The organism is Sphingobacterium sp. lm-10 (assembly GCF_023554555.1).
Classification (GTDB): Bacteria; Bacteroidota; Bacteroidia; order Sphingobacteriales; family Sphingobacteriaceae; genus Sphingobacterium.
Window position 1 is genome coordinate 359,332 of record NZ_JAMJWC010000001.1, and the last position, 15,673, is coordinate 375,004.

Annotated in this window: 10 protein-coding genes; all 10 read left to right on the top strand. The window is 40.7% G+C overall.

Annotation, left to right across the window (positions count from 1 at the left end):
* Nucleotides 1-22: 22 nt before the first annotated feature.
* The 10 genes from M8998_RS01490 to M8998_RS01535 all read left to right on the top strand — a co-directional run bounded on the left by M8998_RS01490 (nucleotide 23) and on the right by M8998_RS01535 (nucleotide 15,607).
* Nucleotides 23-2,209, top strand: coding sequence for a peptidase domain-containing ABC transporter (locus M8998_RS01490; RefSeq protein WP_249990216.1), 2,187 nt, complete (start codon nucleotides 23-25; stop codon nucleotides 2,207-2,209).
* Nucleotides 2,210-2,214: 5 nt separating this feature from the next.
* Nucleotides 2,215-3,492 (top strand): HlyD family secretion protein, encoded by a 1,278-nt coding sequence (locus tag M8998_RS01495; protein WP_249990217.1) that lies wholly within the window; start codon nucleotides 2,215-2,217, stop codon nucleotides 3,490-3,492.
* A 68-nt stretch (nucleotides 3,493-3,560) separates the two neighbouring features.
* Nucleotides 3,561-4,289, top strand: coding sequence for a capsular polysaccharide synthesis protein (locus M8998_RS01500; RefSeq protein ID WP_249990218.1), 729 nt, complete (start codon nucleotides 3,561-3,563; stop codon nucleotides 4,287-4,289).
* A 1,220-nt stretch (nucleotides 4,290-5,509) separates the two neighbouring features.
* Complete coding sequence (locus M8998_RS01505; RefSeq protein WP_249990219.1) at nucleotides 5,510-6,064, top strand: RNA polymerase sigma factor; 555 nt, start codon at nucleotides 5,510-5,512, stop codon at nucleotides 6,062-6,064.
* 54 nt (nucleotides 6,065-6,118) lie between these two features.
* Nucleotides 6,119-7,120, top strand: a complete 1,002-nt coding sequence (locus M8998_RS01510) for a FecR family protein (RefSeq protein ID WP_249990221.1) — start codon at nucleotides 6,119-6,121, stop codon at nucleotides 7,118-7,120.
* Nucleotide 7,121: 1 nt separating this feature from the next.
* Entirely contained in the window at nucleotides 7,122-10,133 is a 3,012-nt protein-coding gene (locus M8998_RS01515; RefSeq protein ID WP_249990222.1) for a TonB-dependent receptor, read from the top strand.
* Between the two features lie 50 nt (nucleotides 10,134-10,183).
* On the top strand, nucleotides 10,184-11,527 hold the full coding sequence (locus tag M8998_RS01520) for a DUF4876 domain-containing protein (protein WP_249990223.1): 1,344 nt from the start codon (nucleotides 10,184-10,186) through the stop codon (nucleotides 11,525-11,527).
* Between the two features lie 4 nt (nucleotides 11,528-11,531).
* Nucleotides 11,532-13,073, top strand: a complete 1,542-nt coding sequence (locus tag M8998_RS01525; protein WP_249990224.1) for a DUF6850 family outer membrane beta-barrel protein — start codon at nucleotides 11,532-11,534, stop codon at nucleotides 13,071-13,073.
* A 12-nt stretch (nucleotides 13,074-13,085) separates the two neighbouring features.
* On the top strand, nucleotides 13,086-14,243 hold the full coding sequence (locus M8998_RS01530; protein WP_249990225.1) for a cytochrome-c peroxidase: 1,158 nt from the start codon (nucleotides 13,086-13,088) through the stop codon (nucleotides 14,241-14,243).
* Between the two features lie 224 nt (nucleotides 14,244-14,467).
* On the top strand, nucleotides 14,468-15,607 hold the full coding sequence (locus tag M8998_RS01535; RefSeq protein WP_249990227.1) for a DEAD/DEAH box helicase: 1,140 nt from the start codon (nucleotides 14,468-14,470) through the stop codon (nucleotides 15,605-15,607).
* Nucleotides 15,608-15,673 lie beyond the last annotated feature (66 nt).

A 15,673-nucleotide genomic window follows, 5' to 3' on the forward strand; every position in this document is an offset into this window, starting at 1 on the left:
CTACTTATATCTCTCTAAATTTATGCTAAAACGCTTTCCTCATTATAAGCAAAAGGATCAGATGGACTGTGGCGCTACCTGTTTGCGCATAGTCTTTAAATATTATGGTCAGCTTGTTTCGATTCAAAAAATTCGAAAGTTATGCCAGACCACAAAAGATGGTGTAAATCTGTTAGGTATCAGCGAAGCGGCCGAAAAAATTGGGTTTCGTACCCAAGGTGTTCGTTTATCATTACATCAGTTACGAGAATTAGAATTACCATGTATTCTTCATTGGAATCAAAATCACTTTGTGGTGTTATATAAGATTCGTGAAGGTAAGTATTATGTGTCTGACCCTGCAACGGGTCTGTTGGTTTATGACGAAAAAGACTTTGCTGATAATTGGTTTTCTACGAAAGAACTACACGCTGGACTTTCTCTTATTTTGAGCCCAGGTCCGACTTTTTATCAGCTGGATGATGAGGAGTCTGAGCTTAAACTGGGTTGGAGAAAGATCTTTCGCTATTTCTATAAATACAGGAAGCTTTTTCTTCAATTAATACTAGGGATGCTACTGGGCACAGTACTTCAACTGATTACTCCTTTTTTAACACAGTCAGTAGTTGACATAGGCATCAATACCAAGAATATCAATTTTATAAATCTTATTCTTATTGCCCAATTAATGCTATTCGTTGGACAAACATCAGTAAGTTTTATTCGTTCGTGGATATTATTACATATCACAACGAGGGTAAATATATCTATTTTGACCGATCTACTGATCAAAATTATGCGGCTACCGATGCATTTCTTTGACTTAAAGACGCATGGAGACATTATGCAACGAATGAATGATCAGCAGCGTGTGGAGTCTTTTATAACAGGAGATACCTTGACAAGTTTGTTCTCATTGTTGAACATGGTCGTATTCGGAACGCTGTTATTGGTATATAACAAAACTATTTTCTTAGTATTCTTCGTTGCTACTGCGCTGTACACGATCTGGATACTTGCTTTTATGCGGTATCGTCGAGAATTGGATCACCGTCGCTTTAAAATTGCATCAGAAAACCAGACTTACATGGTAGAGATGATACAAAGTGTTAAAGACATTAAATTAAATAACGCACAAAAGCAAAAACGGTGGGTATGGGAAGGTTTGCAAGCGAAATTGTTTAAATTTAAGGTAGAGAGTTTGTCTTTGTCGCAATATCAGTCCTTAGGTTCTATGGCGATCAATCAAGTCAAAAATATTTTTATCACATATATTGCCGCGAAAGCAGTAATTGATGGGGATCTGACATTGGGTGGGATGATGGCGATCCAATATATTGTTGGCATGGTATCTAGTCCTGTCGAATCATTACTTGGCTTTATGCAGTCTTATCAAGATGCCAAAATAAGTTTGGAAAGACTTAATGAGATTTATCAGACAGCAGAAGAAGAGAATATTCAAAAGGACTACGTAAAAAAACTTTCGGAAGATAAGACCATCGAGATTCGTAATGTAACATTTCGTTATTATGGTGCTGGAAACGAACCTATTTTTAATGCAATCAATCTCACATTTCCCGCGGGTAAGACAACTGCGATAGTAGGGGCTAGTGGTAGCGGTAAAACGACTATATTGAAACTATTGTTACGCTTTTATGAATACGAATCAGGTGAAATCTTAGTTGGCGGAAAGAAACTGGAACAAATCGACTATCAGTTGTGGAGGGATAGTTGCGGAAGTGTTTTGCAAGAGAATCATGTTTTTGCTGACACTATTGAAGGAAACATCACTGTAAACGATGAATTGGTTAATGAAGTTAAAATTGAGCGTGCGATCGAGATTGCCAACTTAACTGAATTTATTGCGGATCAGCCTTTTGGATTATCTACAAAGATCGGTACGGCAGGAAAAGGAATTAGTCAAGGACAAAAGCAAAGACTCATGATAGCACGCGCGATATATAAAGATCCAAGTTTTATTTTTTTAGACGAAGCTACCAATGCTTTAGATGCCAACAACGAAAAAATGATTGTCGAGAAGTTAGATAAGTTTTTTCGTAACCGTACTGTGATAGTAGTGGCACATCGTCTCAGTACCGTGCGAAACGCAGATAAGATTATTGTGTTGGACAGAGGTATGATCGTGGAAGAAGGGACGCATATAGAGCTAGCCGCTCAAAAAGGATATTATTACGATTTGGTTAAAAATCAATTGGAATTGGGGAGTTAGTATTTATGAAACCACAACACATCTTAGAAGAAGATTTGCATTCAGAAGATCTTCAAGATATAATCTCTAAAACTCCATCGTGGTTGCTATCACGTGGTATTTCCTTTATTTTTATTACCATAGTAATGCTCGTTGGTGCGACTGCTTTCATACGTTATCCTGAGATTGTGACAGTCGATATGAAATTTACAACAACCGTTTCGCCAAAAAAAATTATAAATCCTATCGATGGTAATTTGTTAAATATTTTGGTGGACGACGGTGCAGTAGTTCAGCAAGGCCAGGAAATAGCTTTCATTGAAAGTACTGCTGACCATTTACAAGTATTGTCTTTACTGAAGGCTTTGCATACAATGAGAGAGAACGATCCTGGATCTATTGATCTAGAAAAAATTATCCCTCCAAGTGACTTGCAGCTTGGTGAGCTACAGGGAAGCTACCAATCTTTTTATATTGCTTATTTAAATTATCTAGCGGCTGCGGATAAGGGGATTTTTTCGACACGAAAAAGATCTATACAAGAGGAAGTTCAAATCATTAGACAACAGGATGAGCGATCTAAGCAGGTTTTAGAACTGCAACAGAAAGAATTGGATATAGCAGCTGAAGAGTACGAACGATACAAAAAACTGGCAGAGAAAAAGATTGTGAGCCCGCAAGAGCTCCAACAAAAGGAAACATTGCTGTTGTCTAAGCGTCAGAGTATTCCGCAAATGGAGAATAATCTTCTCATGATTCAAAATAATCTATTAAGTAAAGATAGAGAGTTGGCAGAGATCAACAATCACGTATTTGAAGCTCTGCAGAAATTTACTCAAGCTTTCAACAGTTTTATTAGTGAGGCAGCTACTTGGAAACGTAAACATGTCCTTTCTGCACCTATTGCTGGAATAGTGGTATACGGAGGTTTTCTGCAAGAAAACCTATATGTTAAAGCGGGTGAAGAATTGTTTTACATCAATCCAAATCTTGATGAGTATTATGGTGAAGTCTACATTCCGCAGATAAACTCGTCAAAGATTAAAATTGGTCAACAGGTCCTAATGAAAGTACGGAGTTATCCTTATCAAGAATATGGTTATCTACATGGGAATGTTTCGTTCATTAGTGATATCCCGATTCGAGATAGCGTCTTTTTTTCCAAGATAGCAATCAAACGTACTGAACAAGATTCAATTATTTTACTAAAACCGGGTATTATGGCAGATGCTGATATTATCACAGAAGATATGTCTATTATGAGAAGAATATGGATAAACTTGTCAAAATCTCTAAAGTATTAAACTTTTGTCAAGAAGTAAATAACCTTTGCCAAAATGTAATGATTCAATTTAATTAATATACAGTACTTATGAATGACAATATAATTGTTCAAACACTTTGGATCAGTAACGAATTAGGCGAACACCAGAAATTTTGTCTTCAATCATTTCTCGACAATGGCCATGATGTACATCTTTACTCATATGGTGAAGTTACCAATTTGCCGATAGGTGTCAAATTGATGGATGCTGATGTTATTTTGGCAGAGGATTTAGTGTTCAAAGATTTATTTAATTCTTACGCTACATTTTCTGATTGGTTTCGTATAAAATTACTTTATGAAGTTGGTGGATGGTGGGTGGATAGCGATATGCTCTGTATTAAGCATTTTCATGTTGATTGGCCTTATGTCTTTGCTACAGAGATAGAAAAAAATGGGAATGATGAAATTACGCACATCTGTAATTGCGTAATAAAAATGCCGAAAGGCAATGATATGGCGAAGTCAATTCTTTCTCGTATCGACGATTGTTTACGGTCTAAAAATCCTGTTGATATAAAATGGACTGAAATTGGAGCGAAATATATGCAAAACGAAATCATAGATAGGGACTTAGTTACATATATCGTATCTCCTGAGGTATTTTGTCCATTTGATTACTCAAGCTTTGAAAGCATTTTTACAGAAGAAAAAATAAGTTTAGATAAAGAGACATTCGGAATTCATCTTTGGAACAAAATGTGGGAATGGAGTAAAAGAGAGCCAATGGATGTAATGACAGGAAATTCTATATTTTCTCGATTTGTTGAAAAATAGAATGAGTCGTTTTCGATTATAACTGTTTACAAAAACAGTAGGGTTAACACTTAATACATTGTTTGACAATTTAAAATAAACAAAAGATCTAACAAGACCAAAATTAATTTGATGTAGTGTCATTGATATAGCCTAGGTACAAGTAATTACCTTAGAAAGAATAGCTAAATAATGGATGAGTTACAAATAGGTTCCAACCTGATATTTTCAAAATTCATTAATTATCAATAAATTACCTCTGTAAGTCAGAAACGCAGATTTTTTGCCATATCAGTAAGAGCTGCTAAAAAGCCTCATAATCTTTTGGTCCGTGGTTCGAGCCCAGGTGGGCGCACCAAGTAAAAAAGTCGTTTTTCTGCACGAAAAACGGCTTTTTTGTTTCTCCCGGTACTTTAGGAGCTTGGGATCATGGATCAATTCTAATTCGCAATAATTTGAAATTTACGAGAGTAAGGTGTATCACGAAACAAAGGCTATAATGCCATTTGCATGGTGTGAAATAGCATTTGCTACGCTTATTTCGACCAAATGATAATTTACAACAATCAAAAGGTATAACGGTGCCAAATTCTTTAAGCGCTTAACTGAATATACCAAATTGCAAACTGATCGATCAATCAGTCTCCAAGGCCTGGAGTCATTTTTCCGATGCGAGATCGATAATTGGTTTCATTAAAAGTAGGAGGGGTCATAATGGATTTATAACATATTGTTAGCCTATATAAAATCTTCTCAGAAGCACCAATATCTCTCGAAGATATTTTGGTTGCCGATGATGACTAGGCATACTCCTGTTTGTAATAATTTATATAAGAAGGTTTCTTTAAAACAAACCTTCTTATATAAATTATATGCCTTTTCATTTAAGCTATCTACTTCCAATTCCGACTCGTAATAGCGATTAAGCACACTCCCGAATTTCTTAAAAGTTTTAAACTTCCCGATATTGCTATACCCGTAGTAGTATTTCAAATACGGTGAGGTGGTTTAGCTTTTATTGAGGATGCTAATAAATCCAGAAGAACCTTTTGGCTGAGGTTTTTATTGTAATGAGTATATTTAAGTCGCAATTACCTCTGAACTTTCCTGCATATTATCTTCCTAAATGGACAAATAGATTCATCTTTTTAATCTAAATAACTTTTAAGGCCTCAACTTTTAAATACTAATTAGTTAATTTAGAATAATTATAAATAATACATATATTTGCTGCCACATCTATGAAAGATACGTGGTTAAACATAATTAAAGGTGATCGTTCGAGCTTCTTGAAGCTCTATGATACATTCTACGCGCCTTTGTTTCACTACGGCATGACGATCCGCCGGGATCGCGAATTAGTAAAAGAAAGCCTTCATATATTGTTTTGCGAATTGTGGGAGCGACATGAGCGCCTACCTCAAACCACCGTTGATCCGAAATTCTATTTATTTACTTGGCTGAAGCGCATTATCATTCGCCAAGTAGAAGTGCCACATACCCAGATCGAAGATTTATTGCATGAACCTGCCGAAGAATCGATCGAAGCACAGCGAATTGCTATTGAGCAGGTCATGGATATGCACGAGCGCTTGCAACGCGCGCTAGACAAATTGACCAAAAAACAACGTAGGTATATTCAATGGAGATTCTTCGAAGAGCGTTCATACGAAGAGATCGCCGAGCTAGATAATGCCTCGGTCAGAACGGTGTACAATGTGATTCACGAAGCTTTAAAACGTATGCGCGGGGATATCGCTGTTCTTCACGCAATTATTTTGATTTTTTCTAAATAAAAATAGGTAAAAATCCAGTACTTCAACCACTACTCCATATAGTAACTCAATTACATGGTAGATCCTACAGTAGAAAAACTGATTTCCGATCACTCTTTTGTGAATTATTGCCTATCGAAAAGCGCCGAAGACAGCGCATATTGGGATAATTGGTGGCAACAACACCCTGAATATATTGACGTAGTCGAAGAGGCACGCCAAATGGTATTGTTATTGGTGGACCGACCCACTGAAGAAGAATTTCAGATTGAAAGAACACGGTTGCTAAACCACGTCGTAGCGTCGGAAAAGCAAATAAAACTGTGGATTCGCCGATTATGGAAACCATGGATGGCTGCGGCAGGCCTGCTATTGATTGGCGGAATTACTTACCAAGTTTGGAAGCAAACGCGAAATATAGCTGCTACAGCGGCTGCGAATATAGCATGGGTCGATCAACAGGTGCCTGATAAAAAGATTATGCACGTAGCACTGGCAGATGGTACTGTTGTCAAATTGTTTCCGGGGTCAAATTTTTCTTATCCTGCGGCTTTTCAAGATAGTATACGCGAAGTAAAATTAGATGGTGGTGGTTTTTTCGAGGTAGCGCACGATGCAGCAAAGCCATTTATCATTCATACTGAAGAAGTAGCTGTCCGGGTATTGGGAACTTCTTTCAATATGCAAGCATATGATACCGATAACCAGACTAAAGTCGCTTTATTCAATGGGGAAGTACTCATCGAACATCATGGGAAACAACAAACCTTGTCGCCCGGACAAGCATTTCTGTGGGATAAAGTGAGCCAGTCGGCACACGTCGAATCATTTGATATCTCACAAGAGCGTCAGGTGTCCAATGGCCTACTAGTATTTGAACATGCCGACTACGAGGAAGTAACGCGTCAACTTACGCGTAAGTATGGCATAAAATGGCAAACCAATATACCTGTCAAGATACAATTCTCAGGTACGATAGATCAAGAATCCCTTGAAGATGTATTAAATCATCTGACCTATACCACCGATTACCGCTTCACTTTGCAACATGATACTGTACGTGTACAGCAGAATTAACATGAATCATTTTTACAAAATACTGTGCATACTATGTTTGTGCACCAATCAGCTTATTGCACAGCAAAATATCTCTGTGAAAGCAGATAAGATGGCATTGCGGCAAGTCGTGAAGCTTGTGGAAGCACAGGTGCCTTATACTTTCCTGTACGATGAACAACGTATTTCACTCAACAAACGCATCTCGCTCGAGGTAAATGGCAGCCTGAGTACGGTGTTGAAGGCAATCGAAAGAGCAGCCATGGTGGAGCTGCAAGTATCTGGGAAGCATATTTTGATGAAACCATCGCGCACAGGTCTGTTACTAGGACGCGTAATTGATGAGCAAGGAGAGCCGTTACAATCGGTTTCAGTATATCTGCCGACCATGGATCAACGCTTTATCACTGGTGAAAATGGCGAGTTTCGCTTTCATTATCCCGCAACCAAAACGCGGAATGAACTATTAACCATCTCGCTTTTAGGTAGACAGGAACAACGCCTGCAGGTCGATCTTTCACCTGGAGAACAACGATTGCCCGATGTCACCTTGCCGATATTAAGTATGGGGTTGGAAGAAGTGTCGGTAGCGCCAACGACAGATTCACGCTTAGAAAGTAATAGCTCCATTTACATCAATCGGGAAGTGATTTTGCAATCTGGTGCGCTGAGTTTGAATGATTTATTGAACCTTGTGCCGGGAAAGAAAATCGAAGCACCTTCCTTGCAGCGTGTTCAACAAGCCAATTTGCGTACAGCCAACTATGCGACTACTTCGGCGGCTTCGCGTGATGCCTTTGCCTTAAACAATGCCTTTGGTGTTGCCCTGATCATGGATGGTATCGCCATGTCTAACAATGCCAATATGCAAACCCGAAATGCGGGTATGACGGGCATGGAAAATGCTAATGTGTTTGGCAGTGCATCGGGACTCAAAGGAGGTACGAATTCCCCGGGTAATTATTCTGGAGATTACGCCTTCGGTGGATTGGATCTTCGGCAAATTACGACCGACAATATTGAGAGTGTGGAGATTGTGGCCGGTGTGGCTTCTGCCCGTTATGGTGACCTGACAGACGGCGCTATTATCATCAACCGCATGGCAGGAAGTTCACCGCTTCATTTTCAAATGCAGCTACGCGACAATGCTACGGTATATGGTATGAATAAAGGTTTCCAAACCAAAAAATTTGGTGGCTTCTCTTTTGGGGCAAATTTCACCCGTTCGTTTGAAGATAATCGCGACAAGCTAAAAGCGTATGATCGCTGGGGTGGTAACGCCATGTGGACGATCGCTGGCGGTCGTGAGCGTGCATTTACAAATACGTTCACACTCGATTACAACCGTAATTTGGATAATATCTTGCAAGATCCAGATGATCCTACAGGAACATTTGTGCGTTTTCGTACCTACAATTTTAGTGTGGCCAATCGATCCAATTACCGGATCGATCACGGGTTCATCAGTAATATTGGCCTCAATATGCGCTATGGGCAATCTTACCAAAATACGTACAAAGAGCAGTTGATGAATGGCACTTTTGTGATTTATTCTGATGCTACCGAAGTAGGCGTAGCTCAAGGAGTTTATGGTCCAGGTACCTACACGTCGGTATCGCATATTGAAGGTAAACCAATCGATTTTACGACTCGATTAGATCTCACTGGCCGGTATTATACAGGCGATGTAGCCCATCAAGTGCAGTTTGGCGCCAATTACAATTATTCAAAAAACAATGGCGCAGGACAGATCGTCGATCCTTCTCGTCCGAATAGCTTAGCTTCCGCTGCAACGGCAGGCAATCGCTCCGCGAGATACTATGACTATACCCAGATCCGTGCTCAACAGCAGATCGGCTTGTATGCAGAAGATGTTTTCCAAATAGATCTTGCAGACCGACCGTTACATGTGCGGGCTGGTGCGCGTATGGATTTTTTCGAACGATTTGTTACGGTGTCACCACGTGCTAATTTGCGCTATGAGCTAAACTCCAAATGGCGTGTCGGCTTGGCTTATGGTTTCTCGAGCAAAGCACCTGCATTAGCACAATTGTACCCCGGTCCAGTATATTATGAGATTCCATTATTCCAGTATACCGCGGTGACCGAAACGGGTGCCGTAGATGCAGCGAATAGCCTTTACCTGTTGCACGTGGACAAATTCGTGCCGCGAAATAATACATTGAAACCGACTAAATCACAACAACTAGAATTATCGGTTGTATATGCTGCCCAAGGATTTAGGTTAGCGATGAATGTTTTCGACAAAAGCAGTTATGATGGAATCGGTACTTTCCGAAGTTTTGAGGTCACGGCATTAGATCTATACAAGTCTAATCCAAATCCGAATGCTGAATTGCCTTATGTAATTGACGGTAAGGAGAATTATAGACTCACGCGCAATGAATTTGTAAATGGCAATAAATCCAAAAATCGTGGTGTAGAATTGTTGTTCTCCACGCCAAAATGGGAGCCTATACAAACTGTTTTTAATATTCGAGGTGGATTCACCAGTAGCAATGCACAGACATTACAGGTGATGCGTGATTTTACCAATCCAGGCACAGATCCTCTCTATGCCGTTACAGGTGTATATCCTGCTCGTATTCGGAATACTAAAGTAAGTAATGCTGCTTTGACTAGCAGCACACATATTCCCAAGGCCAAGCTCCTCGTAAATTTTACGGCAGAATTCAATATTCTGAATAAAACCAAAACACTAGCTACCGATGGCTTTCCGACTGGGTATTATACTGAGCGCGGCGAGTTTGTGGCGATTCCGACGTTTGATCCTACGAATACGTCGTATCAGCATCTTTTGCAGACACAAGAATTATTGAACAACCAGAATCAACCAGGATTATACAGCAACTTTCACTTAAATCTGTCCAAGGAAATCACCGAACGGCTTACCGTTTCCTTTAATGTATACAATGTATTCAATTATAGGCCACAGTACCTACGATCCGATAATACGTTGATTATTCCAAACAGTAAACCTACCTATGGTGCGCAATTGCGACTGCGTCTATAGTCGCTATCCAACTCATTATTTATTACACAAACATTATTATTCCAAAACAAATGAAACACCCAATTCAACTCGTCTTAATCTGCTTCGCTTTGTTCAGCGTCGTAGCTTGTAAAAAAGATGTAGCACCCGAAAATCAATCCGTTAGTATTGATGTTAGTGCCGCTTATGGTAGCAGCGATTACTCCGATAAATTGAAACTGGATGCCATCACTATTCAGGTGTTTGACATCTCTGGCAAAGAAGTCTTCAAAGGCGAAACAGATGCACAAGGGCGCGTGAGTGTACCCAATCTAGCGCCAGGCCGCTATGGTATTCAGGGTACTAAAACGTATCCGGTTAGTGATTTCAATGCCGCTTCAGGCTTGAGCGAAGAGTTTGACGTGCTTTTCAGCAGTGTGATCGAGACGCAAGATATTAACTTAAATTCTGAGAAATCATTCTCCATTGAATTGCGTAATGGAACGTACAACGCATTGGTAATTAAGCAAATTTATTATGCTGGCTCTGATGCCAATAGAGGAGCCAATTTCCGCGACCACTTTATTGAGGTCTATAACAACTCCGAAGAGATACAGTATGCAGATCAATTATACATTGCAGAAGCGCAAGGAGCCAATAACGCAAATACGACATATGCGTATCAGGCGCGTAGTGGTCAGTACGATTGGTCACGTTCGTTCGGTATGCCGACTGATATCAATGCCAACGCTGATTACGTATATGCGCGTACTATTTTGCAATTGCCAGGTACGGGTCAGCAGTATCCAGTTCGTGCAGGTCAAAGCATTGTCATCGCTGCTACGGCAGTAAACCACAAACAACCGTATCAAGGTACAGATGGTGTAGGTATTTCTATTCAGGATCCGGAATTAACGGTAGATCTTAGTCAGGCAGATTTTGAAGCATATTATACACCGTATGTAGATCGCGGTCGTCCGATTGCCTCTGATGTGGATAATCCAAATGTTCCGAATGTCATCGTGCATCGCAGAGCAGGCAATGCGACTGATTTGATTTTAAGTTCTAATGGTCAGCATAGTTACATCATCTTCCGAGATCAAAATATGGGGCCGGTAACATCTTGGAAAAGCTATGATGTACCTTATGCGGATGGTCGCGAACGTACGGATGGCGTGTTTGTACAAATCCCCGTTGCTAATATCATTGATGCAGTAGAAATCCAATCTTCATCGACCACCACGACGTATCCTAAAAAATTCACGGCGCAAAGCGATGCCGGTTGGGTAGCGGTAACAGGGGGTGCACGTTCTTCCAATTCGGTGATACGCAAAACAAAAGAAACCATCAACGGCCGTCGCGTATTGATGGATACCAATAACTCGACAGCAGATTTTGTGACGATCAAAGCCAATCCACGCGGATTTGCTAATTAATACCATGCAGCAAACCAATAAATATATTTTATGGGTTTGTTTTACTTTCTTGTGTCAGATTACGCTGGCACAGGAAAGTAATACGCTGGATACCATTCAGCGGCAAATCCGTTATTTTGCCGTAGACCATCCGATGTGGCTGCACGAATCGGTCGAAAACCGATATACGCTCTTGCATGCGCAATATAGTGGGAGTCAGGGCGATTATCGATTAGCGCAAGACGCTGGAAAGGTGCGCAGCACCAATGTGAATTCGGAAGGTAGTATCACCCTGAAAGATGTACGACTCTGGGGTCGATTTGCCTACAACCGCACGTTGGAAGACAGCACGCGTTTTGGTCATCAAACCCGACAAAATCCTTCGGCACCGTTTTACTTTGCCTCGTATGGCAACAATCACTACGTGCGCACCAATTACACGATACAGGCGCGTGGTCAACGCTATTTTAAGGAGTGGTCGGTGTTCGGCGGATTGGATTATCGCATCGGAGATCATTTCAGTAATAATGATCCTCGAGGTAGTATCGATGTGATTCAGGTAAATGGACAATTGGGTGTGAGCCGCAAGTTGGGTGCCGATCTAGAAATCGGGTTGGAAGCGCGCTATGGATATGGACAAGAAAGTTTTGAAGTAGCCTTCAAAAATGAAAATTATGTGTTGAGTCCGGCGGTGACGCCTTATCTCAATTATGCAGTGATTGGCTACGGATGGCAGACCAATGATTGGTTGCTTGCGCGTGGAATTCATTACCAGAATGACATGAACCGCTATGGTTCGCAGGCCTATATTTCTTATAATACCGAAATAGGGAAGTTCTACGCCACCGCACATTATAAGCAGGAGCAGCAGGTGTATCAGCAAGTGTTACGCAACGAGTCGCGCAACAATGTGCTGAATGAATATGCCATAGGTGATATCGGTGCCGATTTGATGTGGCAGCTAAAACGCGAGAAACGTGCCTATTTAGTACAGTTGAGTTCGACTATGCGTAGCGGAAAGGATAAGGTGGTATTTCAAGCAAACGGAATTAACAATTTGGTCTACCAGTACGATACACATCGTGCCAAGTTAGCGCACACCTATTATGCTCGAAAATGGCAATTTCATTTCGAAGGAAGCGCGGATATGACTTCGGAAACGAGACAGGATGGCGGTAGCGGTACACTATTGGATTATTCGCGATTGGATGGCTCGCTATCTGCTATGGCCACCTACATCACTCGGAAGAATCAACACGTACATCTCAGTTTGATGGGTTTAGCGGGCAAACCGCTTAGCATGAATTGGTCGGTGCCCGAAATCAATGAAAACATGTTTCACCGATACGTGTATTTTCACGATGTCACATACTATCAAGCGAATACACAAGGTGCACGGGTGGAATTAGGTTTTAGACAACACTTGAAACGTAAAGATTTTGTACGCCTGCTAGCCACTTGGCAAACGATATCGGCAAGTGATTTGCCTGATTTGGGCAGGCAGACGGCTACCTTGCCGGGCTCCAAAAGGAACTATTTTGCCCTAAGCTTGGCTTACGGTTTTTAAATTTTTGATGTGATGTGGAGTTTGAATAAACGCTTTATCGTCATTTTGTTGTTGTTATCACTGGCACCGGCAGCGGTGGTACTTTCTAGCTTTTTCTCTGAACCAGAATATACATTAGCACAATTACGCGAGCTATATAGTAGTGGAGATGTCAACCAATGGCCTTTGCCGCATATTGATGAAAGCGTGAAGCCTAATTTCGCAGATATTGGCGTTTTGGGCAAAGTAAGATATCCGATTGATAATCCATTTACAGAGGCCAAGTCCCAATTGGGGAAGCTTTTATTCTTTGATAGACGATTGTCCGCTTCCAAGCAGATTTCTTGCGCGAGCTGCCACGATCCGCAGCTGGGATTTGGCGATGGTAAGAGTTTGGCGCATGGACATGATCGCCAAGTCGGCAAGCGCAATGCAATGACTTTATACAATGTAGGCCATTATACTTCTTGGATGTGGGATGGCCGTGCGACTTCTTTAGAAGAGCAAGTCTTGATGCCGATTCAGGATCATGTGGAGATGAATATGAACCTGGATTCTATGCTACAGCATATTGACGAGATTAAAGGTTATCGCGCTTATTTTCTGAAGGCTTATGGTAATGAAGAGGTGAGCATACTCCGTGTGCAGCGGGCATTAGCCACGTATTTGCGTACCATCACGAGTTATCCAACCCGTTTTGATCGCTTCATCGGCGGAAATAAGGAAGCGCTTAATGATCAAGAATTGTTGGGTTTAAATCTATTTCGTACCAAAGCCCGTTGTATCAATTGCCACAATACGCCTTTGTTTTCAGATAATCAATTTCATAATGATGGGCAAGCCTTATATGGTACCCGACAGGAAGATCTCGGACATTATTATGTATCAGGCAAACAGGAAGATGTGGGCGCATTTCGTACACCATCGTTGCGCAATGTAACGCTAACAGGTCCTTGGATGCACCACGGCAACTTCCCAACATTACGCGATGTGGTGGAGTTATATAATCTTGGCAATCCAGCACCCATACAGCGTCGGGTGGTGGTCGATGAAAACCTACGTCCAATACCTTCTCCATTATTAAAAAAATTAGATCTATCCTCTGAAGAAGTGGAGGCTATAATATCCTTTATGCAGGCATTAAGTGCCCCCGTACAGCAAAGACTAATTACTCCAAAATTACCTCTTTAAAAGTTGCTAAGTTTAGCCATGATATCCGAGTGATGGATCCCACACTTCGAAAACGTGTTGGTCATTAGATTGCTTATATTTGCAGGGATTTTTGTTCTTATGGATCAGCACGCTGATGAAATACAATAGCTATCTTATACGGTTTGGTTTATTGGATATTTTCTTCAAGATATCTGATTTGCCTACATCGATCCTAATTATTTATATTTTTTATAAAAAACCATATGTCTTTCGAATCTTTAGGTTTGTCACCTGCGCTATTAAAATTATTGGCGCATCAGCAATACACCCATCCCACTAAGATCCAGGAAACTGCTATTCCTGCCATCTTAAATAAAGAAGATGTTCTTGGGATCGCCAAAACAGGATCTGGAAAGACCATTTCTTATGTATTACCACTCTTGATGAATCTGGAGGGAAATCTGGATGTAAAGAATCGTCATGCGAATATGCTGATATTGGTACCTACTAGAGAACTGGCTGAGCAGGTGAATACGGTATTTAAAATCTTTAGCTCAGCCTTAGCACATCCAGTAAAAACCGTTGCGGTTTACGGGGGCGTTTCTATTAATCCGCAGATGAAGGGTATGCAGGGTGTAAATGTACTTATTGCTACACCGGGCAGGCTTTTAGAACTTTTGGACAACAATGCAGTACATCTTTCTAGTATTACTACTTTGGTGTTGGACGAGGCCGATAAAATGTTGAATCTAGGATTTAAAGATCAAATGAATAAGATTTTAAACTATCTACCGGCGAAGCGACAAAATATACTTTTGTCTGCTACCCTAAGTTCTGATTTACAAAGCATCCAGCAGATAGTATTGTCTAATCCAACAGTAATTAAGATTGAGGAGGATAAAGATTCTTTAGAACTGATTAAACAAACGGCCTATCTTATGCCGTCTGAGAAAAAAGGCCCCTATTTGCGCCAGCTTATTCAGCAAAAAGAAATGAACCAGGTATTGGTTTTTGCTTCTTCAGTTTATCAGGTTGACGCCATCGTTAACAAATTGAAAAAGAATGGTATTGATGCAAAAGCGATCCACAGCAAGAAAAGCCAAGGTGCTAGAACGGAATCATTGGCTCAGTTCAAATCTGGAAATCTAAGAGTGTTGGTTGCAACCGACTTAATGGCTAGAGGAATAGATATCAACTTCCTTCCCTTCGTCATCAATTATGAATTGCCTCGGTCTCCAAAAGATTATATTCACCGCATCGGACGGACTGGTCGAGCAGAGCAACATGGAGAAGCAATCGCACTGCTAACGCAACATGAACTACAGCATTTTGAGGTTATTCAGAAAAAAATGGGAAAAAGGGTAGAATTAATTGATATCGAAAGACCGATTAAATCAAACTAAGCTGTCGTTGACGCTACCGAAAAACAGGTTACATGATTTATCACATAGCAATAATTAATTGGCATT

Excerpts from the sequence above, each read along its gene's own strand:
- M8998_RS01510 (WP_249990221.1), top strand. The coding sequence starts at position 6,119 with ATGGTAGATCCTACAGTAGAAAAACTGATTTCCGATCACTCTTTTGTG.
- M8998_RS01530 (WP_249990225.1), top strand. The coding sequence starts at position 13,086 with ATGTGGAGTTTGAATAAACGCTTTATCGTCATTTTGTTGTTGTTATCA.
- M8998_RS01505 (WP_249990219.1), top strand. The coding sequence starts at position 5,510 with ATGAAAGATACGTGGTTAAACATAATTAAAGGTGATCGTTCGAGCTTC.
- M8998_RS01535 (WP_249990227.1), top strand. The coding sequence starts at position 14,468 with ATGTCTTTCGAATCTTTAGGTTTGTCACCTGCGCTATTAAAATTATTG.
- M8998_RS01490 (WP_249990216.1), top strand. The coding sequence starts at position 23 with ATGCTAAAACGCTTTCCTCATTATAAGCAAAAGGATCAGATGGACTGT.
- M8998_RS01525 (WP_249990224.1), top strand. The coding sequence starts at position 11,532 with ATGCAGCAAACCAATAAATATATTTTATGGGTTTGTTTTACTTTCTTG.
- M8998_RS01515 (WP_249990222.1), top strand. The coding sequence starts at position 7,122 with ATGAATCATTTTTACAAAATACTGTGCATACTATGTTTGTGCACCAAT.
- M8998_RS01520 (WP_249990223.1), top strand. The coding sequence starts at position 10,184 with ATGAAACACCCAATTCAACTCGTCTTAATCTGCTTCGCTTTGTTCAGC.
- M8998_RS01500 (WP_249990218.1), top strand. The coding sequence starts at position 3,561 with ATGAATGACAATATAATTGTTCAAACACTTTGGATCAGTAACGAATTA.
- M8998_RS01495 (WP_249990217.1), top strand. The coding sequence starts at position 2,215 with ATGAAACCACAACACATCTTAGAAGAAGATTTGCATTCAGAAGATCTT.